The following is a 23,607-nucleotide window of genomic DNA, read 5'->3' on the forward strand; positions in this document are numbered from 1 at the left end:
AGCTTTCATTTTTTATGTTTTGACTGCCATTTGCATGCGCATATTTTAAACCTCAGCCTTCGTATTGTCAAATAGAAAGCTCCTCCTAATATTCCACCTGTCGTATTATAGAAAAGATCTGAAAACTGGAATGTTCCGCGTTTCAGTAACAGCTGCACTGTTTCAATGGTCAAAGACATGAAGAAACCGCTGAGTGCCAAATACCGGAAAGATGATCCCGGCGAATACTTTTTCCACCGTTTTCTCAAAAGTATCCCCAAAAGAAACGTAAACGGGAAAAGAAGCATCACATTTTCAATCGCCTCTGTGGTAAGGTTTCCTTTTTCGGTATATAAGCCCCAGCCTCCAAATATCTTGTCTAACGGATCTTCCCAACGTTTCCTTGCAATCCAGGTACGAAACAATACCATATATGTGTAAAAGATAAATATCGCAGTCCAAACGCCCTGATAAACCATACCGGAAACACCCGAAAAATTTTTTGACCTGTTTTTATGCAGACTAAAAAACAGCCGGAGCACCATATAGCTTATAAATGCCAGAAAAGAAACAATACATGCCGATGGAAAGGATGCAGAAATTGTTGAGCAAATACTTTTTTCAATGCTTCGGTAAATACAGTATAGTTGATCCATGTATGCTCCCTTGTAAAAATATTTCTGCTGAATTTCTTCTTTTTCTCATAAAATATACGCAGAACAGATTCAATATATCACAAGTCGGAAAATAAATCAGCCCTGTACACTCCTTTTTCTAACTTTTTTCTCCTTTGCTCGTCATCATCGTTCCTTTCCATGTGCAGTCTTTTCTACATTTATATTACAGAGTATGCGTGACGATTTGACTGCTACTTATCATGTAGCACATTTCATGTTTTGCTACATAGCAGGCAGCAAAATGGGCTAAGACCACACATTGTAGAGACGTTCGTCATGAGCACATGCGTTACGGTAGAGTGTCAACACCTGTAATATAGCCATATTATGATGGTGTATAAATAAAGTTGACCCCCTATTCTCAAGGATTTTGATATATAATCATAATCAATACGAGAACAGGAGAAAAACCTATGGCACAGAATCAAAAATCTTATGACAATGAATTTAAAGCACAGGCGGTAAAGCTTGCCCAGGAAATCGGCGGTCATAAAGCTGCTCAGGAATTAGGGATTCCAAAGGGTACTATGTACACTTGAATAAAAGCCTTCAAAGAGGGGCGTCTCAGTGCAAATGAAGCAGTTCATACGCCCAAGAATGCTTTATCCCTCAACGATGAGCTTATTGAACTCAGAAAGCGTGTAAAAGAGCAGGATAAGGAAATTCGTCGCTTAAAAGAAGAAAACGAATTCCTTGAGCAAGCAAGTGCTTTTTTCGCAGCCAGCCGTCGGAAGTCAGCAAAAAACAGAGATTAATGTTTATTGCAATCAAAACGGATGACGGCCGGATTAAGGGTAAAATTTCTTTTTATTGCAAAGTGCTTCATGTTTCAAGGCAGGCATTCAACAAATTCCTAAAAGCAAAAGATACCCCTTGGAAATATCAGGCACTGGCAGATGCAATGCTTGATATTTGCAGCGAAGATGAATGCAATGACACTTATGGAAGAATCCGTATGTATCAGGCCTTACAGCTCAAACAGCCTGAGGGAGTACATATTCCCGGTGAGAGAACTGTTTATCGTGTCATGGCAGAAATTGGTCTTAATCATAAACCAAAACGTAAGCCGAATGGTATTACCAAAGCTGATAGAGAAGCCAGTAAATCCGACGATTTAATCAAGCGTGACTTCGCTGCTGAAAAGCNCTCTTGAAAAGTGCATGACCGATATGACTGAAATAAAGGCTTCTGACGGGAAGCTCTATGTTTCAGCTATCTTTGACTGCTATGATTTAGCAGTATTGAGACTTGCTATGGATACAAATATGAGAGCTACCCTATGCGAACAAACCTTAGAGAATGCTTGCAAAGCTTACCCGATGCTCCGTGGAGCTATTCTTCACAGTGACAGGGGAACCCAGTATACCAGTGAGCTATATCGTAAAGCTATCAACAGATATGGCATTGTTCAAAGCATGAACAGTGCCGGTGGCAGATGCCATGATAATGCCAGATGCGAAAGCATGTGGGCACGCTTCAAAGAGGAATTACTTTATGGTCGTTACGATCCTACCTCAATGACCGTAGAGCAGTTAAAGACGCTCATCTGGAGATACTTCATCAGCTACTGGAATAATCGGAGGATCTGCTCTGCTAATGGTGGACTACCTCCAATGGTTAAGCGACAACAATACTATGCTTCGCTACAGGAGGCAGCATAAGGTCGAACATTCTTGAGAAAAAAGTGTAAACCAATATTGACAATATCGATTTGGTATGGCGCAGGTTTTCGATAAAAGTCACTGCCCGGTCAGCCTTGGCCGCATCGTAGTGGCAGGTCGGAAGCATGAATCGGCTGGGCTTATAGTCCTTCAGTTTCGGATATTTTTTCGGTCTGCACTCTGCCATCAGCTTCCACCTCCTCCCAGCAGATTCTCCATCTCATCGGCTGCATCCGCAGAACCACCGTCCGAAGCAATGATCCGGCTTCGGGAGGACGGGGTCAGACCGAACTGCTCTGCAAACTTGTTCATGATCTTCAGATAGGTTTGTGCGATGGACACCTGCGGTACCTGCTGCCAGTAGCCGGACGGAGTCTTGACGATGGTGCCATGCTGGGTGATAAACTCCTCAGCCTCCTTCCATCGGGCATAGGCCTGACAGTAACCGGCAAAGGCAGCCATATCCACTTCGGTCAGGATGCCGATGGCTTCCATCTGTTTGGCCAGTCTGCGCCACTCTTTCTTTGCTTCCGGCTCCAGCCACTTCGGACAGGCCGGTGCTTTCTTATTGGGCTTCGGTTCGCTGGTATTCAGCGGATGCTTGCCCGGATAGCCTTCCAGTTCCTTCATGGCGGTCGGCTTTGGTTTTCTGCCTCTGGTAGCCATTGGCTTCCCCTCCCTTCTGCAAAAATAGGTAATAGGCATTTGCGAAACGCCAGAACCCGCATAAATATGCAATGTCATTAACTTAAAGTGATTATTCCGGAGCTCTCTGGTTCTTCCGCAATTATCCGTAAATGGAATTGAAACAAAAGTGCTAAAATGATAAAATTGTCTTAGGAATTTTGTCATTATGGAAGGAATTGAAACAGATGAAAGATACTCTTGAATTACAAAAATTTTACCCGGAAGAAATAGGCATCACAGAAGTAACTCAAAACGAAAAAGAAATTTATATCCATGTTTCTGTGCAATCAAAAAATTGTACATGTCCCAAGTGTGGAGTGACTTCAGAACATAAACATGGTACTTATAAAAGAAAACTTCAAGATCTTCCGATCTTAGGTAGAACCACGTATTTAATCGTAAATGCTTACGAGTATCAGTGCGACAATTCTTCCTGTGATGTTACAACCTTTGTTGAGAATGTAGATGGTTTTTTGAATTATTACAGCCGTATGACAGAGCGTTGTGAAGATTTTATATGTACTTTGGCATTGGAAACAAGCTGTGAAGGTAGTGCCCGTATCTGCCGTTCTATGAATCTGAAAACCAGTGGTGACAGCATTATCCGATTGTTAACGAAACGATATGTAGCACAACCGGAAGTTCCATGTGGAAGCATTATTGGAGTGGATGATTTTGCATTTAAGAAACGGCATACTTATGGGACAATTATTGTAGATGAGGCAACACATAAACCAGTGGCAATTTTAGATGGACGTGATGGTAAAACACTAAAAGAATGGTTAAGTAAAAATAAACATGTAAAAGCGGTGACACGAGACCGGGCAAGTGCTTATTCAGCAGCCATAAAGGAAATATTGCCCGATGCTATGCAGATTGCTGACAGATTTCATCTTCATCAAAATTTATTAGAGGCCATAAGAAATACTATAAGTTCTGTATTGCCCGTTGATATCAGAATTCCATCTGATTCTAACAGCATTGCAGAACCATCAGTTGAAAACGATAGTAAAAAAAATGCCATACAATGTGGATAACCTTAACGAATATAATCAAAAAAGGGTACAACTGTACACTGCGATAAAGGAATATAATTCTGCTGGATACAGTAAACGCCAAATTTCTAAAGTATTACATTGCAGCAGAAATACCGTAACAAAATATCTCAATGGAGAATATGAAGCACTTTGTAAAAAAGATTTTCGTAGCAGAATGGATCAGTTTTATGATTATATTGTCAAAGCTTTAACTTCTGGCATCAGTCGAAAAGATGTATATCGCAATGTTATTGAAAAAGGATATAAAGGCGGTCAATCTGCAGCATATGACTATATGAATAAAATCATAGAACGATTCCAAATTGATGTTGCAATTTACAAAAGTTCTTCACCTGAAGCAATCCAAAACAAAAAGGCATTACAAAAATATGACCACCTTTCACGAAACAGCATATTCCGTTATCTTTGGATGGGGGTGGAACTTAGCGAAAACCATAAGGCATATATTTTACAGAAATATCCCAAACTCAGAGAATTGATGCATTGTGTTCGAGAATTCCGTGAAATATACGAAAAGAAAAGTATGCCTCTATTGTATTTGTTTATCGAACGGTACAAAAACTCTGATTTAAAAGAGATATCCCGGTTTGCAAATGGATTAGAAAAGGATATAGAAGCTGTGGAAAATTCTGTTGCCAGTGAACTTTCAAATGGTTTTGTTGAGGGAACAAATAGTAAATTAAAAATGGTAAAACGTACTATGTATGGGAGATGCAGCAAAGCACTTTTAGCAGCAAAACTAATGTATGCGAAGGGTGAATGATACGGATAATTGCAGAAGAACCCCGTTCCTTCGGAACAGGGGTACATTTGAACCGTAATATTCACGCTCTGTGTCTAATATGATATCTTCGGCTAAATTGCTCAGATATATAGTGCTGTATATATCTTGTAATAACAGAATGGGTTTTGTACCTGTAAAATTTTCTAACTGCAACCGACTCTTTAGTGTTTCATACGCAGTCTCTATTCCCCACCTCATATGATATAATTCTTTGATTTCTTCTGTATGAAATTCAGTTTGTGGAAGATTTGTAGCTAAAACTTCTAAACTTCCGTTTTCTAATAGGATTTTTACCATACGCAATGAAATTTCACCGAGTTCTTTCATACGTTCTCCATCCGGTGTCCCCTCGTAGTGTCTGATCCTTGACTTATCAAATTTTATTTTAACTAGCTGGTCATTTTCTGCTAAACTGCTTTGCTCTTTTTTGTAATCACTGCTTTTTAAACGTACGATAAATTTAATATCCTTATCCATCATATGTATAAACGCTGGCGTAGAAGGATAGCCTCTGTCCATGATAATAATGTAAGGAATATTGCCTATTGTTTCCGGTATTCGCTCCATCTGTTTTTCGGCCAGGCGCATTTCATCAAATTTCACCTTATTACAGTCACTCTCCAGTATCATACGATTCATTACATCATAAATACAGCCTAATCCTATTTGAGCTTGGGGATTTGTATTTTTTCGGCTTGCAGAACCATACAGTTTCAGTGTTTCAGCAGTGGTAGGAATATTAATATCTGAGCCGTCAGCGGCTAATATTAAATGATCTTTGTAAGTTGAAAAGATGGAATCTGCATAAAAGTTACGGTTATGATATTTATATAATTCTAAAAAAGCATCTGGATTAAGTTTCATACGCTGTTTCAGATATCCTGGTTTTGAAATAGACACACTAGGATGAGCAAGTTTCATATAATTTCTCAGTTCCATGCCAACGTCATCCCCTTTCTGTTTATCATTGTGAAAAGAAGATCCTGAAGAGGCATTTTTCGAATTCTGATAAAATGATTTTTATTACCTGATCGGCAAAATGCCTTAAATTCATCAGAACTCATTTTTTCTATATCCATGAATGTACGTTTCTGAGAATGTTTCATGTATAATCACATCCTTTTTTGAGCAGGTTCATGGCTTCTTTTTACAATATAAGCATATCAAAAAAAGCAGGAGATATCTAATCCTTTTAGGAATAAATATCTTCTGCTTTTAAGTTAATGACATTGGGAAACAACAAGGTTCTCACCCTGTTTGGTGTACTATTATTGCTTCTGCTCGCCATCCTTTCAACTCTTCCATATATCCACTTGACCGGAATCACCGAGAGAAAGCTATAAATTGCTTTTTTCATGCCTGTCTCATTAACTTTTCCTACACGAGAATACAATATTTTCCTTAGAAAGAAGCACCATAAATCTTGTAGTTCCATTCCGAGCACACTTTTGGGGCAATCATCAAGAACAACAATGTCTATAAAGACGCCGGTTTTTCCTTTCATGTGTTCCTGTCCTGCTCGGACAAATGAAGTTCCGGTCCTACGCAATTTTCCATATTGCCAAAGATATTCTGGATCATTATAGTGATCTTGAAAGTAGCAAACAGAAGCATCCATTTCATCCGCAACTGCCCTGAATTTCTCATACTCTTCCCGAAGCATTGCAATATCTGCATCGTCATCCCATGGAATATAACCTTTGTGCCTAACAGCACCTAGTAATGTTCCGCAAGTAATGCAATATTTAATACCATGCTTTCTACAAACACGATCGAACTCAATTAGCAAATCTAATTCTAACAACTGCATTGTTCTAAATTCTTGTGGTGTAAGTTTCTTAGCAACAGCCATCACGTTCTCCTCTCTATGCCCCCCCCCACGCCAAAAAAACAATATCAACAACTTCATTTGCACCATTATAAATGAAACACATAAAAAAATCTCAAAACAAAAATATAAACCAATCAATATCTATTTGATCGAGTAGGAGGCTTTCGCTGCCGACCTCCGTTCTACAAATTCGCGCATATCCATGTGACCAATATAAGCAGTTTCATATTTTCATCAAGCGAATGCAGACTTTAGCATTTTTTCAAAAAAATGTACCAGTGACTGGTCTCAGACAATTCTTTTTTATCAAGCTGTTCAAAATATCCTTCTTTTAATATTTGGACTCTGTTCATTAATCCACTCATTAATTCAAGATATTCTTTCCGGGTTCTATATATTGCATCATAATTATCCTTTAAGCTATCAGACCAAATATGATCCAGAGTCAATCTCTCATTGACCCCTATACTTTCTTCTATATATACGATCGCTCCCTCATTTAGTATATCTGTCAAACTGTCATAACATTTTCTTAGATCCGCATCATTAATATACATAGAAATCCCTGCAATGATCACTGTATCAAATTTCCTGCCGATTATTTTCTTGTTTTTAAATATGTCCTGAAACGAAGAATTAATAAATACTGCATTTGAATATGATTTAAAACGTTCTCCAGCCTGCTTTATCATTTCATCTGAAAAATCCGTTCCTATGTATTCTCCGCAATGATCTATGATATTCTCTGCCCATCTTCCTATCCCACAGCCAATATCCAAGACTTTTTTATCCGAACCAACATTTAAATGCTGTACAACCTGCTTCTTTTCAAATTCATGCCATTCTGCTCCATAATCCGGTTTATTATCACCAAGTAGTACAGATGTATATTGATCTACCTCTCCTGCTGCAAATCTTTTTGCCCTATTGTTAAAAAAGGCTTTTATATTTTCATCGTCTACGTTTACTTTGTCATTGTATACTCTATTATTCATAGTACTTCCTCTCTTAAAAAGAATATTTGTTTTCCGTACATTTCACAAATCCATCACCACATTCATCAATGTCTACAGAATTATTGTTGCTTCTGCTCCAAGCAATATCTGTCCGGATCACGCGTGCCGGATTTCCTGCAGCAATGCAGTTATTAGGTATTTTTGCTTTTACCAGACTCATTGCTCCAATAATACTTCCATTTGAAATATCCGTATTATACAAAATACAGGCATTCATTCCGACCCATACATGATCCCCAATTCTGATATTCCTGCTTTCACATAATTCATCTGTTGAATTTATATTTTTTCCCGTCTTCACATCAAAGATCACATGTCCATCATTGGTTCTCATATTTAAATTGTAAGAAAACATACAATCATTGCCAATGATAATAGAAGATTTTCTGGATGCACGTATCACATAGCCGCTCTCTGTTGTAAGATCATTTCCGATCCTGATATCAGCTGCTTCAATTTCCAGCAATCCTTTTGCAAATATACATCTTTCCCCACATTGAAAGTGGCTTTGGTCAAAAATACTAAAGTTTCCATTCAGCCATGTTCCATTTCCTATTTCAACTGTGCATTCATCTGTTATCAGCAAATGGAAATCCGGACTAACTACACAGTCATCGGAAATCACTACACGGGAATTAAATCCATTCAAGGTGATCTGTGACCGCAATTTTCTGTTCATTATCAGTTGATTTCCGTAATTATCTTCAAAATAACCGTCCTCATCCCGTAAAACACAATATTCAATATCTCCCAGATACACATAGTCATTTTGACTGAAATATCCAAAAGAATGTAGTTTACAGATAATATCTAAACGATTAGGCATTCCGACGATCACATAAAATTCATCCGATCTTCCATCTAAAATCCTGCTATCATAAACCCCAGGCTTTTTATTTTGGTAAAGAGAGTGATCTACAAAAAAATCTATTTTCATCCCTTTACCAGCAAGTCTATTCTTGATCCCCCGGGTTTTTTCATTGTAGCCATAAAGGAGTATCTTTCGTCCGTTTGCAAATTTTCTGGTAATATCAAAAATATAATCTATACGATCCATAGTGTTCTGTTCTCCATTGCTGACTGTATTGTAAATTCCTATAATTATATATGATACCGGATTACTACGTGCTTTGCACTCTCACAATTCATTTGATAATTTTCCTGCTTTTAACAAATTTCTCCACGATTCCTGTTATTGAAATAGACTCTTCTGCCGTCAGCTTATATGACTTTTCGCCAAATCCCCTGATTTTAGCTATAAATTCACTGATTTCATATCTTAGTCCATCCCCCACAAACCTGGGCTCATAGTGTTCAACAATGGTTTCATTTTCGTATCTTACATCAAATTTTTCAGTCAACCACCAGGGTGACTGAGCTATCACATATCCCTCTGTTCCTGCAACAACAAGCTGTCCTTCTGACTTCACCGCCATTCCCACTTTGGCTGTAGCCATAGCATCTTTATATCTGATCTGAATTTTGGTATAATCATCTGTTCCAAGTTCATTATCAAGACTGTCAAATGTGACCGACCGATAGTCTGTTCCAAGTATTTTTATAATCGGCATTAGAACATTTCCACCATATTCAAGAAAAGCACCTCCATACATCGGGTCTGTTCTTTCTCGCGAATGAATATTTGCAATTCTGGTAAAGCTGGCCTCCACATCTTTTACTTGTCCTATTCTGCCACTCTGAACTACGTTTAACAACTGTTGAAAACCCGGACAATATGCTGCTTTTATTGCTTCCATCAAAACCACATGTTTTCGCAGAGCCAGATCATACAATTCCATGCTTTCTTTCTTTGTAAATGCTAAAGGCTTTTCACATAAAACACTTTTTCCATGAGTCAATGCCTGTTTTGCATATTCGTAATGTGTTTCATTGGTAGATGCGATATATATTGCATCTACCTTACTTAAAAACCTTTCGTAATCCTCTGTTTCTATAGTAATATCATATTCTGAAAAATTTTTTTTAAACTGACTGACACTTTCTGTTTCAGGATTATATGCATCAGAGACCTCAATACCACTTGCATATCTGGCTTCGGAAATAAACCTGCCTGCAATACGCCCCGTACCCACAATACCTGTTTTTATGAGTTTATAGGCATTTCCACGAAGCATGGTAGATGATATATTAGGAGTTCTTTCCAGATATACAACCTTGCAAAATGCATTCAGATAATCAAAGGTTCCGATCCAGTCTGAGCCAACTGTAAAAATATCTATACCATATTTTTGAATATCCTCAATTTTCTGGCCCTCATGATCTTCCACGATTATCATGTCAGCAAAGCCCGTATTTTTTACATTCTCAATCCGCTTCAAAATCGGATCTACAACATTCAGCTTTCCACGGCATTCATCAAAATGCTCCGTTGTCACCCCGACTATTAAATAGTCTCCCAGCTCTTTTGCTCTTTTTAACAATCTGTAATGGCCTTCATGAAACAAATCATAGGTGCCGTATGTTATTACTTTTTTCATTTGTCAACCTCAATAGTGATTGATTTCAGATGTATTAAATCATGCATTTTTGGCCTGTAGTTTCTATGATAAATATCTTCCATTCCAAAATATATTTATGTTGTATAAAAATCCACCAGAGCTTCTACTGTTTGAATTCCATTGATCTGTGGAATAGCTGTTTCCATTATGTCTTTACCAAAAGACCCGTCTTTCTGAAAATATTCTTTGCCAGTCATACGGAAATACCAATCCAGCACATAGTCTATGGTCGGAGTCTCTACCCCCACAAACTGTGAGAGTGCTTTGATAATACACACTCCATTGGGAATATCCTCTGTATAAAAACGCGAAGAGAAATCAGGAATAAAACCATGTCCCCCCCCCCCCTCGTACCTTTTTCATAGGAAGAAGCAACGCATTATATGATGGAATCTCATGGAACTTTCGTGTCAGATCCTTTGGTGTTGGTGATTCATAATACTTTTGAATAGACTCTACCTCAGTAAGATCGATAGGAAGCTTTTCACATACTTCCATCATCTCATCGCTGAATCTGCAAAGAAATTCTGAACATTCATCGGTCCATGACTGGTAATAATAAATCTGTTCTGGAAACATCTGCCCTTTCTTATAATTATCTAAATATACAACAGAACCACTTGTATGAAGAAGAGGATTTCCTGGAAGAAGTGTTGCAGCCATGTAATTTTTAAGACGGACACACTTCATTAAGAGCATATCCTCCAGCATATCTGCTACTTCATCTGTTCTATCATGGGGTAGAGCTGCCACTAGTATTTTATTTTTTTTTGACATCAGACCGGCAATTTTTCCCGGTTCTTTTGTTCTTGCAACGTAAGGCACTTTCTGAAGTCCAAATACAGTCATGCCTTTTTGTATAAGTTCGCTACAATAAAGTTCTGCCCCACCATAGCCTGGGAAAAAACCAAGTGCTGCTTTTTTCTTAACAAACGGCATCATTTTCTGAATGAATGTCTTTCTTAAATTAGACGGTAATGTACATAAAATTATATCTGCATCAGAAATCGCATATTTTATATCATATGTGGCTATAATTTCTCCCGACGAAAACGTAATTCCTTTCTCATCATCTGCCACTGTGATCCGTTCTCCAAACAACTCTGACTTTGATGTATAAATTTTCACATGATACCATTTTATACGTGAAATTTCCCCAGCAAGGCACATTCCAATATTTCCCCCGCCAATTATTGTTACATTCATTCTTTTTCCTTTCTTATCCTTATATCAGAAAATTTCCATAGTCTGCGACACGCTTCATCCGTCTTCACTTTAAAATCCCACGCTTTTGCAGGTCATGAAGCGCCTGTATCAGTTTCTGGTTGTCTTCAAAAGTAAGACAGCCAATGTGACCTACACGGAAAACTTTATCAGCCAGTTCTCCTCCATTTGGGCAAACCCAGATACCATATTCGTCTTTCAATACAGTGAAAATATCGTATGCCGAACAATTTCTTGTTGCCAAAGGTGTAACTGCATTAGATAGTGATTCAGAGCATATATCCACTGGAAGATCTTTGATCTTATTGCGAAAATCTGCTGCTAACGCAGCAATCCTCTTTAGTTCCTCTTTCACTCCGCCTTCCTGTTCAATCTCTTTTAATCTTGCATTTATCTGGAGCAGGATACCAACAGCTGGTGTAAACGGCGTCTGACCCCTTTCTCCATTTTTAAGGGCATTTTTAAGGTCAAAATACATGGATCTTACATTTCTGTTATTTACCCGTTCTACAGCTCTTGGTGAGAGAACGATCAGCGAAATTCCGGGAGGACACGCAAGTGCTTTTTGTGAGCCAGTGAGCATAATATCCACACCAAGCTCATCCATCTGGAATTCATCAGCTAAAAAAGAACTGATAGCATCCACTACCAGAAACATATTATTTTTCTTACAGAAATTGCTGATCATCCATGGATCATAATATACCCCCGTTGAAGTCTCATGAATGTTAACAAGAAATCCCGTATATCCTCGTCCAGAATATTCTCCTAGCATATCTTCTGTAAGTGTTTTTCCCATTTCTACTTTAATCTCTGTATATGGTATTCCATGAATCGCACAGATTTCTGCAAAACGCTGTCCAAAGCTTCCCCCATTTACCACAAGAACCTTATCATTCTCATCAAAAGCATTTATAACTGAAGCTTCCATAGAAGCTGTTCCTGACCCAGTTATAAAAACTACTCTTGCTGCTTCATCAGCACCGGCAAACTGCCGCACAAGTCTTTCATTCTCCAGCATAACAGCCGAAAACTCTGGCGTTCTAAAATAAGGAACATTTTCAGCCCCGATCAGTTTCACTTTTTCTGTGGACTGTACCGGGCCAACAGTAAAATTGATCATTTTCTCACCTATTTTCATCAATATACCACCCAAATAATTAATATACTTTTACGATCATATTATCCGACCGGCATGTAACTTTTCTCTTACATTTTTACTATCCACATTAAAATTAAAGCTGGATACAGTGGCATGGGGATACCGTTTTTCCACCGGAGGAGGTGTCATATAGTCATAATAAAAGAATGTTAAAAAAGCATCATAATCCTTTGTCCCATAAAATTTATATCCTTCAAAATCATATTCCGCACGCTCTAAAAACCAGCTTTTGGGTATTCCAAAATGATCTTTCCCATGATGATAATTCTTCATTGTATCAAAAAGCGGATATAATAAAGACCTCACCCTGTTTGGAGTACTGTTACTGCTCTTTTTTGACATCTTATCAACCTGTTTATATACCCAGTCTACCGAGATCAGATCAAGACACTTATAACAGAGTTTTGACAGGCCTTTGGCATTTACTTTTCCTACCCGGGCATAGAGGATCTTTCGCAGAAAGAAGCACCAGATATTCTGAAGTATCATTCCGGATAAGCTTTCCGGGCAGTCATCCATTATAAAAATATCTACAAATACACCTGTCTTTCCTTTCATATGCTCCTGACCAGCACGGACAAAGGTTGTTCCTGTACGCCGCAGCTTCCCATGTTGCCATAGATACTCTGGGTCATTAAAATGATCCTGAAAATAACAGATAGAAGGATCAAGTTCATCTGCTACCTTACGGAATTTTTCATATTCCTCCCTGAGCATGGCAATATCAGCATCGTCATCCCAGGGGATATATCCCTTATGTCTGACAGCTCCCAGAAGTGTTCCATAAGAAATGCAATATTTGATATCATGCTTTCTGCATACCCGGTCCATTTCTTCCAGCATATCTAATTCTAACAGCTGTATGGTCCTGAATTCTTCTTGAGAAAGTTTTCTCGCTTTACTCATTTTTTCCCCTATCTTATGTAATTAAGCCCGCAATAGATAATATAATATCATCTGCTGCAGGCTCAATCTATTATTTATTCTTTTTAAACTACAGTCTTAATATTTATCATTATCATTGTAAGAAATCATGGATGGCTGTTCTGATACATCCATGTTTTTCCTGGCTGGCTGTGCTGTCTGTGATACAGGATCTGCAGAACCATCCTTTAATGTGAATTTGCCTACCAATTCCTTTAAAAGCTGTGCCTGGCTGGAAAGTTCCTCACTGGCTGCAGCACTTTCTTCTGCAGTTGCAGAGTTGCTCTGTACAACGCTGGAAATCTGGCTGATTCCTTCATTTACCTGTTTTACTGAAACTGCCTGTGACTCGCTGGCAGAAGATATCTCCTCAATGGTCTGTGCAACCCCCTGAACGCCTTCTGTCAGTTGCTGCAATGCCTGGGCTGTTTCATTTGCGATCTTAGTACCACGGCCAACTGCATGGAGAGATCCTTCAATAAGGGCAGAAGTGTTCTTTGATGCCTCTGCTGATTTTCCTGCCAGGTTGCGGACCTCGTCAGCTACTACTGCAAAGCCTTTTCCTGCTGCGCCTGCACGAGCTGCCTCTACTGCCGCATTCAAAGCAAGTATATTTGTCTGAAATGCAATATCTTCAATTGTCTTAATGATCTTGCCGATCTCACTGGAGCTATTGCTGATATCAGTCATTGCTGAAAGCATTTCCTGCATACGCTGGCTGCTTTCCCCAGCCTGCTCTCTTACATTATCAGCCATATCACTGGCTGACTTTGCATTCTCGGCATTCTTTTCAACATTATTGGAAATTTCATTAATGGTCGCCGCCAGTTCTTCTACGGAAGAAGCCTGCTCGGTAGCACCCTGGGATAATGCCTGTGCTCCGGAGGATACCTGATCGGAACCTGCTGCCACCTGATCAGCTGACTGAGTAACACTCGAAAGCGTACTGCTTAAATTATCTCTCAGAAGAACCATAGCGTTATAAATCTCAACATAGCTTCCTACATAATCCTTTGACATAGAAGAATAAACATTAAAGTTTCCGCGACTCATCTCTGTAAGGATATTTGTCTCATCTGCCACTACCGCTTTCAGGAACGCTACTACAGACCGCAAATCATCGGAAAGATTTCCAAGTTCATCTTCTGCCTTGTACTCGATATCAATATCCATATTACCGCGTCTCATTTTTTCCATAGCTTCCTGTAACTGTTTTACCGGCTCTACTACGGAACGTATCAGGATCGTTGCCATAATAATTGTAAGGATCAGGGCAGCGATAACAATTATGATCCCTACAATAAACAGGGTGCTTCTGGTCTGCATGGAAGAATTGAATTCCTGTTCAGAATCGGCATTTACCTGGCTACTAAACTGATCCAGCGTCTGTGTCAGGGTATCCACTGCCGGCTTGTACTCATTGATAAGTGTTGTCTGTGCCTGTGTTCGTGCATAATCTGCCCCGATTTTCAGCTGATCCTCTATCTTATTCTGAATAGTTAAAGCATCCTGAAGCTGTGACTGGAACTGATTTACCAGTGTCATATCTCCCTTATAATGTTCGGTAAACCAATCTGTGTCATCCTGAAGCTTAGAAGCATACTCATCTGCACTTGCAAGATATTGTTTTGTATTTGTGGCATCGTTGTCGATGGTAGCCATCAGCATATTCTGGATCGCTGTTTCCATATTGATCTTTACCTGGTTTACATGTACGATCGCTTCATGGCTGTTTTTATAGAACTGGTTATAATGTACACTGATGTTGAACATTCCATAAAACAGTGCGCCAACTGTTATAAAAAAGCAGACAACTACTACTCCAAAAGCAATCGTGATCTTTTGCTTCATCGTACGGTTTTTCATGTTCCTTCCCTCTCTTTGTTATTTCTTTCGTGGAATATTGTGGAATTTAATCCCTATTTTTATTATTCGGCAAGTACAGGAAAATCATAAGGGATGTTTGATTTTTTCATTTTTCTTTTCTGCGGTTCATTTTTCCCTTTTTCTTCCGGTGTTTCTTTCATTTCTGCAGATCCTTTTTTATTATGCGCATCTATAAATGCACAAAACTCTTTAAATGACACAGGCTTTGAGATCAGATAACCCTGAAGAAAATCACAGCCCATATCCGAAAGTTCTTTCGCCTGGAGCTGGTTTTCTATCCCCTCGGCCGTGATCTGGATCCCATATTTGTGCAAAAAATATATGATCTCCGAAATAAGATCTTTTGAAAAACTCGTTGTATCTATAGCCCAGACAACTGCCTTGTCTATTTTCAACACAGAAAACGGCATCTGCATAAGCCGCAGGAGATTTGACTCTTCTTTTCCAAAATCATCAATAGCTACGTGGCATCCTCTTTTCATCAGTTTTTCTGCCAGCTTAATGACCTGCTGCATATCCTGTATTTGATTACTTTCTGTGATTTCAAAACATATAGCAGATTTATCTGATGTACATTCATCTAGTATGGCAAAGAGACCCCTTTCTGCTTCCACGCTGGAGCATGTGACCGAGGACAGATTTACATTTATTCTTTCAATGTTTCTTTTTTTCAGCTCTGGCAGCTGTTCTAACACTTTATTTAAAACCCACAGATCAAAACAGCTGACACAGCCCATTTCCTCTGCTTTGCGGATCACCTGTTCAATATTCTGATGGTGTCCGTCATCATACCGTAAAAGTGCTTCTGCAACATTCAACTTTTTTTTATTTAAATCGTAGATCGGCTGATAAAAAACCTTAAGATAAGGCAATGCATTTTCAAAATAGCTTTTCATGATTCTTCTCTCTTCATCCATTTGCAAGCTTGCTTTTTACATAGTCCTTGATCATTTCACCGCTGTGTCTATCATCTGGTACTGGCATATGGATCCGGTCACAGAGAGAAAGCCATTTGTCCAGCGTAAGGACTTCATTTTCCCCCTCTACATAATACAGATCTGTAGGAAGGATATCCTTACAAACTGCTACTGACGGAGAATTCCATTCCTGATATTCCTGCTCTGTAAAACGGATATCACAGTTTTTTTCTCCTTCTGTAACTTTCCTAAATCTGCTGCCTAATACGGTCTTTTCTTCTTTCCGTTCCTTTCTCCAAACCACTGTTCCATCCAGACAAAGCTTTAAATAAGTTCCTGATCCCAGATCATCTGCGATCACTTCATTTTCGGATACTGCATATAGCTGTATTTCGTTGCTGTCAATATATAAAAGCTCTTCTATTTTTCCCTCTTCTCTGGTTTCTTTCAGGATACATCCTGTTCTGGCATCGAAAAATACCAGCGTATCACCACAGACTGTAACTGAAGTGATTTCCCTCTCCTGGTCTGCAAAACTGCACCAGGATACTTTTCCTGTATCCGTGTTCAGGATCAGCCACCTCATTTTGTAAGTCTGCGGACATAAAATGTTTCTGCCTATGGAAACAGCCCCACCAAATACCCCCGGAATACCACGTACCCTATTCTTATCCGCCATTGTATAGGTCACATGTCCGGAAGTAAGATCTATGCAAAGGATGCTGTTATACCATGCTGGCATACAATATAGTACATTACCTCGCTGAAAGCCTTTCAGGAATAACGGCTGTTCTATAAAATGCTCTGCATCACGGATCTGTATGGATTCAAACTGATCCCTATCTATATGGTATATGGCCAAGTTTCTGGCAAAATATGGGATAAGATACAGTCTGTCTTCTACCCGTACAACAGAACGGAACAGATCTCCCTTAAATGCCAATTCTCCCGGAATCTTTCCTATGCAGGAAAGTCTGTCCATTTGTTTATCATAATGAAACAGCAGGTTTACTTTTCCGTGAACAAACCACACTTCTTTTTCATCTTCCCAAAAAGCTCCCGGCCAGCATGGGATCTTATATTCTTTTTCTCTTACCAGGGAATCCTGATATAAAACCGGTTTTCCTGTTTCCCAGAACAACTGGGCTACAGAGCTGTAATCCCCGTAATAGCAGTCGCAGGAAGCAATGGCAAGATCAAGATCGTATCCGCGGTCCAGGATTCCCCAGCCTTCTTCTTCATAAGAAGCCAGAAGTTCTCTATATTTCTGTAAAAGCTGGGGCCGCATCACCTTCAGTGTCTGTTCATACAGAGGATGAGGTCGGAACCACAAAGCTAGATCTTTTCTGTTTCTAAAATATTGAAGTACCTCTTCTATCTTCTGCATCATATCCGGCTGGTTCAGAAGTGCCCCTACAGACAGGCTGTAAAATACGGTCTTTTTCCTGGCTCCGTCAGGCCTGTAAAGACATTCCCTCCATTTCTCTGGAAGAGAACTGTCCTGTCTTTTCGTACTTCGGGCACGTTCAATCTTTGGTGATCCAAAGTTCTGCACTTTCTCTTCCCATTGCTCTGTTGGAACTCCTTTAAGTCCGGAACACAAAATATTGATAAACAGTTCTCTTTCCTGCTCTGTTGCTGTAACAATGCAGTCTGCATTAACAGCTCCCGGCTCAATGACAAAGCCAGCACTTCCCGCCTGGCGTTTCGCAGATTCTACGTTTCCAGTACTTGCTGTAGTATAATAAGGAAGATATATCAGCTGGTCTGCATACTTTTTCAGCCTGCTGCTGTAAAAATCCGGGTGGACACTGGTCAATCTATTGTTCTGGTCATAGGGATTGTGGATAAACACCGCATCCGGTTTTTTATCTTCCAGGCGGAATGTGCGGTAATCTGTGACCGGAACATCTGGTGGATATTGATCTCCCTCGTAGTGCTCTACTGCCAGATTCCCTTCCTGGTCTTTATCAAAATATGGGATCGGTACAACATAGGCATCACAATCCGGATCCTTATCTGCCGCTTTCCAGACGGTTTCCATAGAATCCCACATAGACATTTTATATGGAAGAAAGACAAAACAGAGACGGTCTGTTTCGATCTCGTTCTCTATATGATCATATAAGAGTTTCAATTCTTTCTTTATTTTTTTGTACAGCTTCGCCATCTGTTTTTTACTGTGAAGGTTCTGGCTCATGACATAGAGATCTTCACAGTACGTTTCCAGAAGCGGGACCAGGTCTGCCTTTCCTGTATTTTCCAGCTCTGTTCCCAACAAAAGGGCTGTTTCCTGAGATTGTGAAAGAGCATCGATCATCACTTCTTCTGTATTCTGACCGAATCCCATGAACACTCTTTCATTTGCCCGCATTAAGAGAGCCGCTGTCTGCAAAAGCCTTCTTTTTTCTTTTCTTTTAATCGCCATTTTTACGGTTTCCTCCGAAAATGATCATATAGTTTGTTTCACACAGATTATCGGCTTTTTATTGTTTTTAATAACTGCTTTATCAACTCACTGTTTCTTTTTTTGAAATCCCCTTATCCATTTTCAACCACTGCCGATAAAGTTAAAAGAAATACTATTCTGATTATTATGAAAAAAGGCGGTGTACAATATGAGCAGTGGTATGGACAGCAGTATTCTGGATGCATACCTTTATGAAGAAAACAATCTTTTAGACCAGTTGGACGAAATGCTGGTTGCTGATGAGAAAAACGGTGATTTTTCCACCGATGACGTAAATGAGATCTTCCGTATCATGCATACGATCAAAGGCTCTTCTGCAATGATGGAATTTAATTCGATTTCCACGATCGCCCATCGTATTGAAGATGTATTTTTTTATATCCGTGATAAAGGGATCGAAACTCTGGATCCTGAGCATAAGAAAGAGCTTTTCAACCTGATGTTCCGTTCGGAAGATTACTTAAGGAGCGAGATTGAGAAAGTAGAACAGGGCGTACCTCTTTCTACTGATATAGATGCGTTCTCCAATGAGATCAATTCTTTTTTGAAGAAGATCAGTGGTGCTGCTCCTGCAGCACCGGAAGCTTCACAGGCTGCTCCTGCAGCTTCTGGTGCTGCTGCTCCTTCTTCTCTTCCTGATGATAAGGATGCAGCCTGCTTTTTCCATGTTTTTCTGGAAGAAGGCGTGGGAATGGAGAATCTGCGCGCTTATATGATCGTAAATGCAGTAAAGGAATGTGATGTAAACTTCCGTTTTTACCCCAGTGATATGGAAACAGATCAGGATACTTCCCAGACGATCGCAGAAAATGGCTTTTTCCTTGCCTTTAACTCCAGGGAAGATGCTTCCAAAGCTGAAGGGATCTTAAAGACACAGAACCATATCCGTTCTTACGAGCTTGTAGATGCCACAAAAGCAGCTCCGGCTCCGACAGTCGAAACAAAAAAAGTTTCCCCTTCCAAATCACCTGCATCAACAGCTTCATCCCCGGATACAGCTGCAAAAAAAGCGGCTCCGCAGCTTACTCATACCCCGGTCAAGCAGAATCTGATCAGTGTCAACCTGATGAAGCTGGACAGCCTGATGGATATCGTAGGTGAGATCGTGATCACAGAATCTATGGTCACATCTTCCCCTGAATTAAACCTGCTGCCAAGGGACAACCGGGATAATTTTATGAAATCAGCCCGTCAGCTGCGTAAACTTACTAATGATCTTCAGGATATTGCCATGTCTTTACGTATGGTCCCTATTTCCGGTGTATTCCAGAAAATGAACCGTATTGTACGCGATATGAAGCAAAGCCTAGGAAAAGACGTCCGTCTGACCATTGTGGGCGAAGATACTGAGGTAGATAAGACGATTGTAGATAACATTCAGGACCCGATCATGCATATTGTACGCAACAGCATGGATCATGGTATTGAAGAAACGGCCCAGGAACGTATTGATGCCGGTAAGGATCCCCAGGGTGAGATCGTTCTTTCTGCTTCCCATACCAGCAGTGAGGTTGTCATCTCTGTAAAGGATGACGGATATGGCATGGATCCCCAGAAGATCCTTGAAAAAGCCCAGGCAAAGAATATGCTTACCAAGCCTGCTTCTGAATACAGCCAGAAGGAAATCCTTGGGCTGATCATGCTTCCCGGATTTTCCACCAATACAGCTGTAACTGAATATTCCGGTCGCGGCGTGGGAATGGATGTTGTAAAGAAAAATGTAGAATCCTTAGGCGGTATCGTTTCTGTATCCAGTACCTACGGTGAAGGAACTACCATTTCCATGAAGATCCCGCTGACTCTGGCTATTGTTGACGGCATGAAGGTAACAGTAGGTGATTCTATTTTTACTATACCTATCGCCAATATCCGTCAGTCCTTTAAAGTAAAAGCAGATCAGGTGATAAAGGATGAATATGGCAATGAAATGGTGGAACGTGTGGACCGCTTTTATCCAATCGTCCGGCTTCATTCCTTCTATCACCTTCCTACTGAAGTTACCCAGATGGAAGATGGTATTCTTTTGTGGGTGGAAGCAAATGATCGTTCTTATTGCCTGTTTGTAGATGATCTGATCGGTGAACAACAAGTTGTCGTAAAGCCTCTTCCTGCTTTTCTCAGTGAATTTAACCTGAAAGACCACGGCATCACCGGCTGTACTATTATGGGTGATGGCAATATCAGCATCATTCTTGATATCCTCAGCTTATATTCCATAGCTGTAGAGAATGCGTAAACAGGAGGTTTTAAAATGGCTGAAGTAACAGAAACAAATATCCAGACAGACGTACTGGCTGAAAACCAGTCCGTTGAACGCTGTCTTACTTTTGAGTCGGGAGATATGACTCTGTTTTTGAGTATCAATAACGTAACGGAGATCATCAATGACTGTGCGATCACTCATATTCCACTGGTACCTGATTATATTAAAGGAATCATCAATCTGCGTGGTCAGATCCTTCCGGTAGTAGATATACGGCTCTATATGGGCAAGCCTGCTTTGGAATACAACAGTAAGACCTGCTTTATCGTTTTAAATGTAGACGATCTTCCTGTATGTATTGTTGTAGATTCCGTACAGCAGGTGATCGACATTGACCTGCAGGATGTACGTCCAATCCCTATCAAACGCAGACAGAAGCTGTTAGATGGTATGATCACACTTGAAAATGGTACTGTGCTCATGTCTTTTGACTGCAAGTCCCTGGTCAGTCCTTAATGTTCTCCCACAATCTTTCTGTACCTGATTTTGTGATAAAATTTTTCGTCAACCACAAAAGCTGGTGCTGGAAAGACTTCTGGAGTAGATCCAATTCCTAAGGAGGTCATACAATGCTTACATTAAGTGACGGGGATTTTAACCGCCTTTATACCTATATCCAGCAGCGCTATGGTATCAACCTGAGCCACAAAAAACAGCTGATCACCAGCCGTCTTACTAATATGCTGCAGCAGAAAGGATTCCATAGTTTTACAGAATACGTAGATGAGATCATCTCCGGCAAAGATCCGGAGATGGTCTCTGTTATGTTGAACAAGCTGACTACCAATTATACCTACTTTATGCGGGAAAAGGAGCATTTTGATTTTCTCCAGAAGCATATTCTTCCCGAGCTTGCAAACAAGCATTCTATGGATCGTTCTATTGCTATCTGGAGTGCGGGCTGCTCCTCCGGTGAAGAACCTTATAACATTTCTATGTATCTGAAAGAATATTTTTCCGCTATTCCCGGAAGCTGGGATACCCGTATCCTTGCTACGGACATTTCCCAGCGTGTTCTGGATTCTGCCATGGAGCCCAGATATTCCCTTGAAAGCTTAAAAGAACTTCCGCCTTCCTGGCAGGAACGCTATTTTGTTCCCATAGGAGATAAAACCTATACTGTTTCAGATGCTTTAAGGAAAAATGTGATCTTTCGTTCCTTTAACCTGATGGATCCCATCCATTTCCGCAAAAAGTTTGACCTGATCTTCTGCAGAAACGTGATGATCTATTTTGACCATCCTACGAAGGCGGCACTGGTAAGGCGCTTTTATGATGCTACCGCTCCGGGAGGCTACTTATTTATCGGACATTCTGAAAGCCTGGATAAGGAAAGCTGCCCGTTTTCCTATATTGAACCGGCTATTTACCGAAAGATCTGATCCCGTAGGTTATCTCATACGTTGTTACAGTTATCTTATTAAGGAGGCATTATGATCATGGATCATAAATTAAAATTAATGGTGGTGGATGATTCACCCTTGTTCCGCACCTGGCTGATCCGTTCTCTCTCTGCGGATGACCGTTTCCAGATTGTAGGATATGCAGTAAATGCCCTTGACGCCCAGGAAAAGATCCCGCTACTGCAGCCGGATATGCTTACCCTGGATATTGAAATGCCGGGAATGTCCGGCATTGATTTTTTAAAGCAGCTTCTTCCGGTCCACCCTATACCGGTAATCCTGGTATCTTCCCTGAACCTGAGGGTTTTTGATGCCTTGGAAGCCGGAGCTGTGGATTTTGTGCGGAAACCGGATGAAGCCAATGGACTGTCTAAAGAGATCTTTCTTTCTATGCTCCGTTCCAAGCTTCTGGTGGCTGCTGCTTCCCATGTACATCTCCCATCCGTTCCTGCCAGTCCACAGGCAGCAAAAAAACGGATAGTCTCTCCTTTAACTGCGGCAGGTAATCCTTTTCTTAACAGACCAAAGACTTCTGCGGCAGCTTCCCAGGAAACCGTGATCGCCATCGGGGCATCTACCGGAGGTACAGAGGCCATTCTTGAAGTAGTAAAGAATTTTCCAGAAAACACCCCAGGTGTTGTGATCACCCAGCATATGCCTGCAGGTTTTACAGCTATGTATGCAGAGCGCTTAAACAGGATCTGCAAAATGGAAGTACGGGAGGCGAAAAATGGGGACCGGATCCGCAAAGGTCTTATGCTTTTAGCTCCCGGAGGTCTGCAGATGCGTGTGGTACCTCTTGGAAACTCCTATGCAGTCAGTGTACAGGAAGGAGAAAAAGTAAACGGACACAGACCTTCTGTGGATGTGCTTTTTGACTCAGTTGCATTACATGTGCGGGAACACGCCATCGGCGTTCTTCTCACAGGAATGGGAGCAGATGGAGCTGCCGGTCTTTTGCGTATGCGCAAAAACGGCGCCTATACCATCGGACAGGACAAGAACAGCTGTGTTGTCTACGGCATGCCTATGGAAGCATATAAGATTGGCGCTGTATGCCAGCAGTGTCCTTTAAATACAATTGGTCAGACTGTCCTGGCCCGTGTATCCCTTCGTTAACGGATAAGAAATGAATGGATAAAAAA

At 40.4% G+C, this 23,607-nt stretch carries 24 protein-coding genes; 9 read left to right on the forward strand and 15 right to left on the reverse strand.

Going from position 1 to position 23,607, the window contains the following annotated elements:
• Window positions 1-5: 5 nt before the first annotated feature.
• Window positions 6-635 (reverse strand): VanZ family protein, encoded by a 630-nt coding sequence (locus tag BN3656_RS03530; RefSeq protein WP_066544245.1) that lies wholly within the window; start codon window positions 633-635, stop codon window positions 6-8.
• A gap of 434 nt (window positions 636-1,069) precedes the next feature.
• On the opposite strand from BN3656_RS03530, the gene BN3656_RS16965 reads away from it, so the two are divergent.
• The 3 genes from BN3656_RS16965 to BN3656_RS17060 all read left to right on the forward strand — a co-directional run bounded on the left by BN3656_RS16965 (window position 1,070) and on the right by BN3656_RS17060 (window position 2,317).
• The gene (locus BN3656_RS16965; protein ID WP_278283329.1) at window positions 1,070-1,195 is read left to right on the forward strand and encodes a hypothetical protein; all 126 of its coding nucleotides are present in this window, start codon (window positions 1,070-1,072) and stop codon (window positions 1,193-1,195) included.
• 215 nt (window positions 1,196-1,410) lie between these two features.
• Window positions 1,411-1,809 carry an IS3 family transposase gene (locus BN3656_RS17055; protein WP_347460582.1) on the forward strand — a complete coding sequence of 133 codons (399 nt, stop codon included), beginning with the start codon at window positions 1,411-1,413 and terminating at the stop codon, window positions 1,807-1,809.
• Window positions 1,810-1,825: 16 nt separating this feature from the next.
• Entirely contained in the window at window positions 1,826-2,317 is a 492-nt protein-coding gene (locus BN3656_RS17060) for a DDE-type integrase/transposase/recombinase (protein ID WP_347460583.1), read from the forward strand.
• Here the strand turns inward: BN3656_RS17060 and BN3656_RS03545 are convergent.
• Window positions 2,274-2,504, reverse strand: a complete 231-nt coding sequence (locus BN3656_RS03545; protein ID WP_066544248.1) for a hypothetical protein — start codon at window positions 2,502-2,504, stop codon at window positions 2,274-2,276. The two genes, BN3656_RS17060 and BN3656_RS03545, sit on opposite strands and share 44 nt — an antisense overlap.
• Window positions 2,504-2,983 (reverse strand): phage terminase small subunit P27 family, encoded by a 480-nt coding sequence (locus BN3656_RS03550; protein ID WP_066544251.1) that lies wholly within the window; start codon window positions 2,981-2,983, stop codon window positions 2,504-2,506. The genes BN3656_RS03545 and BN3656_RS03550 overlap by 1 nt, the downstream gene beginning before the upstream one ends.
• Window positions 2,984-3,189: 206 nt before the next feature.
• Between BN3656_RS03550 and BN3656_RS03555 the strand changes: the two genes are divergently transcribed.
• On the forward strand, window positions 3,190-4,041 hold the full coding sequence (locus tag BN3656_RS03555) for an ISL3 family transposase (protein WP_066544254.1): 852 nt from the start codon (window positions 3,190-3,192) through the stop codon (window positions 4,039-4,041).
• Complete coding sequence (locus BN3656_RS03560; protein WP_179297073.1) at window positions 4,001-4,825, forward strand: transposase; 825 nt, start codon at window positions 4,001-4,003, stop codon at window positions 4,823-4,825. Before BN3656_RS03555 ends, BN3656_RS03560 begins: the two co-directional genes overlap by 41 nt.
• Here BN3656_RS03560 and BN3656_RS03565 read toward each other — a convergent pair.
• The 12 genes from BN3656_RS03565 to BN3656_RS03620 form a co-directional block, all read right to left on the reverse strand.
• Window positions 4,802-5,785: an IS4 family transposase gene (locus tag BN3656_RS03565; RefSeq protein WP_066544259.1), complete on the reverse strand. Its 984-nt coding sequence runs from the start codon at window positions 5,783-5,785 to the stop codon at window positions 4,802-4,804. The two genes, BN3656_RS03560 and BN3656_RS03565, sit on opposite strands and share 24 nt — an antisense overlap.
• A 253-nt stretch (window positions 5,786-6,038) precedes the next feature.
• On the reverse strand, window positions 6,039-6,698 hold the full coding sequence (locus BN3656_RS03570; protein ID WP_022344659.1) for a LicD family protein: 660 nt from the start codon (window positions 6,696-6,698) through the stop codon (window positions 6,039-6,041).
• Window positions 6,699-6,928: 230 nt separating this feature from the next.
• Window positions 6,929-7,672, reverse strand: a complete 744-nt coding sequence (locus BN3656_RS03575) for a class I SAM-dependent methyltransferase (protein ID WP_066544261.1) — start codon at window positions 7,670-7,672, stop codon at window positions 6,929-6,931.
• A 13-nt stretch (window positions 7,673-7,685) separates the two neighbouring features.
• Window positions 7,686-8,750 (reverse strand): acyltransferase, encoded by a 1,065-nt coding sequence (locus BN3656_RS03580; RefSeq protein ID WP_022344661.1) that lies wholly within the window; start codon window positions 8,748-8,750, stop codon window positions 7,686-7,688.
• Window positions 8,751-8,838: 88 nt separating this feature from the next.
• Window positions 8,839-10,191: a Gfo/Idh/MocA family oxidoreductase gene (locus tag BN3656_RS03585; protein WP_066544263.1), complete on the reverse strand. Its 1,353-nt coding sequence runs from the start codon at window positions 10,189-10,191 to the stop codon at window positions 8,839-8,841.
• Window positions 10,192-10,286: 95 nt separating this feature from the next.
• Window positions 10,287-10,538: an NAD/NADP octopine/nopaline dehydrogenase family protein gene (locus BN3656_RS16970; RefSeq protein WP_081422831.1), complete on the reverse strand. Its 252-nt coding sequence runs from the start codon at window positions 10,536-10,538 to the stop codon at window positions 10,287-10,289.
• Complete coding sequence (locus tag BN3656_RS03595; protein WP_066544270.1) at window positions 10,531-11,418, reverse strand: NAD/NADP octopine/nopaline dehydrogenase family protein; 888 nt, start codon at window positions 11,416-11,418, stop codon at window positions 10,531-10,533. Before BN3656_RS03595 ends, BN3656_RS16970 begins: the two co-directional genes overlap by 8 nt.
• Before the next feature lie 64 nt (window positions 11,419-11,482).
• Entirely contained in the window at window positions 11,483-12,577 is a 1,095-nt protein-coding gene (locus tag BN3656_RS03600; protein ID WP_347460584.1) for an aminotransferase class V-fold PLP-dependent enzyme, read from the reverse strand.
• A gap of 36 nt (window positions 12,578-12,613) precedes the next feature.
• Entirely contained in the window at window positions 12,614-13,504 is an 891-nt protein-coding gene (locus tag BN3656_RS03605) for a LicD family protein (RefSeq protein ID WP_081422832.1), read from the reverse strand.
• Window positions 13,505-13,600: 96 nt separating this feature from the next.
• On the reverse strand, window positions 13,601-15,388 hold the full coding sequence (locus tag BN3656_RS03610; RefSeq protein ID WP_066544279.1) for a methyl-accepting chemotaxis protein: 1,788 nt from the start codon (window positions 15,386-15,388) through the stop codon (window positions 13,601-13,603).
• 62 nt (window positions 15,389-15,450) lie between these two features.
• Window positions 15,451-16,326: an EAL domain-containing protein gene (locus BN3656_RS03615; protein ID WP_066544281.1), complete on the reverse strand. Its 876-nt coding sequence runs from the start codon at window positions 16,324-16,326 to the stop codon at window positions 15,451-15,453.
• Complete coding sequence (locus BN3656_RS03620) at window positions 16,319-18,754, reverse strand: hypothetical protein (protein ID WP_066544284.1); 2,436 nt, start codon at window positions 18,752-18,754, stop codon at window positions 16,319-16,321. The genes BN3656_RS03615 and BN3656_RS03620 overlap by 8 nt, the downstream gene beginning before the upstream one ends.
• 190 nt (window positions 18,755-18,944) lie before the next feature.
• Here BN3656_RS03620 and BN3656_RS03625 point away from each other — a divergent pair, with 190 nt between their 5' ends.
• The 4 genes from BN3656_RS03625 to BN3656_RS03640 all read left to right on the forward strand — a co-directional run bounded on the left by BN3656_RS03625 (window position 18,945) and on the right by BN3656_RS03640 (window position 23,581).
• Window positions 18,945-21,032 (forward strand): chemotaxis protein CheA, encoded by a 2,088-nt coding sequence (locus tag BN3656_RS03625; RefSeq protein ID WP_066544286.1) that lies wholly within the window; start codon window positions 18,945-18,947, stop codon window positions 21,030-21,032.
• A gap of 15 nt (window positions 21,033-21,047) precedes the next feature.
• Window positions 21,048-21,515, forward strand: coding sequence for a chemotaxis protein CheW (locus BN3656_RS03630; protein WP_066544288.1), 468 nt, complete (start codon window positions 21,048-21,050; stop codon window positions 21,513-21,515).
• Between the two features lie 113 nt (window positions 21,516-21,628).
• Complete coding sequence (locus BN3656_RS03635) at window positions 21,629-22,441, forward strand: protein-glutamate O-methyltransferase CheR (protein ID WP_066544290.1); 813 nt, start codon at window positions 21,629-21,631, stop codon at window positions 22,439-22,441.
• A 51-nt stretch (window positions 22,442-22,492) separates the two neighbouring features.
• The gene (locus BN3656_RS03640) at window positions 22,493-23,581 is read left to right on the forward strand and encodes a chemotaxis response regulator protein-glutamate methylesterase (RefSeq protein ID WP_347460585.1); all 1,089 of its coding nucleotides are present in this window, start codon (window positions 22,493-22,495) and stop codon (window positions 23,579-23,581) included.
• The last annotated feature ends 26 nt before the right edge of the window (window positions 23,582-23,607 follow it).

This window comes from Clostridium sp. AT4 (genome assembly GCF_001517625.2).
GTDB lineage: Bacteria > Bacillota > Clostridia > Lachnospirales > Lachnospiraceae > Enterocloster.

What these genes read in the sequence shown, in the direction of transcription:
- BN3656_RS03530 (WP_066544245.1), bottom strand. Translation starts at nt 635, where the DNA reads ATGGATCAACTATACTGTATTTACCGAAGCATTGAAAAAAGTATTTGC.
- BN3656_RS16965 (WP_278283329.1), top strand. Translation starts at nt 1,070, where the DNA reads ATGGCACAGAATCAAAAATCTTATGACAATGAATTTAAAGCACAGGCG.
- BN3656_RS17060 (WP_347460583.1), top strand. Translation starts at nt 1,826, where the DNA reads ATGACTGAAATAAAGGCTTCTGACGGGAAGCTCTATGTTTCAGCTATC.
- BN3656_RS03545 (WP_066544248.1), bottom strand. Translation starts at nt 2,504, where the DNA reads ATGGCAGAGTGCAGACCGAAAAAATATCCGAAACTGAAGGACTATAAG.
- BN3656_RS03550 (WP_066544251.1), bottom strand. Translation starts at nt 2,983, where the DNA reads ATGGCTACCAGAGGCAGAAAACCAAAGCCGACCGCCATGAAGGAACTG.
- BN3656_RS03555 (WP_066544254.1), top strand. Translation starts at nt 3,190, where the DNA reads ATGAAAGATACTCTTGAATTACAAAAATTTTACCCGGAAGAAATAGGC.
- BN3656_RS03565 (WP_066544259.1), bottom strand. Translation starts at nt 5,785, where the DNA reads ATGGAACTGAGAAATTATATGAAACTTGCTCATCCTAGTGTGTCTATT.
- BN3656_RS03570 (WP_022344659.1), bottom strand. Translation starts at nt 6,698, where the DNA reads ATGGCTGTTGCTAAGAAACTTACACCACAAGAATTTAGAACAATGCAG.
- BN3656_RS03575 (WP_066544261.1), bottom strand. Translation starts at nt 7,672, where the DNA reads ATGAATAATAGAGTATACAATGACAAAGTAAACGTAGACGATGAAAAT.
- BN3656_RS03580 (WP_022344661.1), bottom strand. Translation starts at nt 8,750, where the DNA reads ATGGATCGTATAGATTATATTTTTGATATTACCAGAAAATTTGCAAAC.
- BN3656_RS03585 (WP_066544263.1), bottom strand. Translation starts at nt 10,191, where the DNA reads ATGAAAAAAGTAATAACATACGGCACCTATGATTTGTTTCATGAAGGC.
- BN3656_RS03595 (WP_066544270.1), bottom strand. Translation starts at nt 11,418, where the DNA reads ATGAATGTAACAATAATTGGCGGGGGAAATATTGGAATGTGCCTTGCT.
- BN3656_RS03600 (WP_347460584.1), bottom strand. Translation starts at nt 12,577, where the DNA reads ATGAAAATAGGTGAGAAAATGATCAATTTTACTGTTGGCCCGGTACAG.
- BN3656_RS03605 (WP_081422832.1), bottom strand. Translation starts at nt 13,504, where the DNA reads ATGAGTAAAGCGAGAAAACTTTCTCAAGAAGAATTCAGGACCATACAG.
- BN3656_RS03610 (WP_066544279.1), bottom strand. Translation starts at nt 15,388, where the DNA reads ATGAAAAACCGTACGATGAAGCAAAAGATCACGATTGCTTTTGGAGTA.
- BN3656_RS03615 (WP_066544281.1), bottom strand. Translation starts at nt 16,326, where the DNA reads ATGGATGAAGAGAGAAGAATCATGAAAAGCTATTTTGAAAATGCATTG.
- BN3656_RS03620 (WP_066544284.1), bottom strand. Translation starts at nt 18,754, where the DNA reads ATGGCGATTAAAAGAAAAGAAAAAAGAAGGCTTTTGCAGACAGCGGCT.
- BN3656_RS03625 (WP_066544286.1), top strand. Translation starts at nt 18,945, where the DNA reads ATGAGCAGTGGTATGGACAGCAGTATTCTGGATGCATACCTTTATGAA.
- BN3656_RS03630 (WP_066544288.1), top strand. Translation starts at nt 21,048, where the DNA reads ATGGCTGAAGTAACAGAAACAAATATCCAGACAGACGTACTGGCTGAA.
- BN3656_RS03635 (WP_066544290.1), top strand. Translation starts at nt 21,629, where the DNA reads ATGCTTACATTAAGTGACGGGGATTTTAACCGCCTTTATACCTATATC.
- BN3656_RS03640 (WP_347460585.1), top strand. Translation starts at nt 22,493, where the DNA reads ATGATCATGGATCATAAATTAAAATTAATGGTGGTGGATGATTCACCC.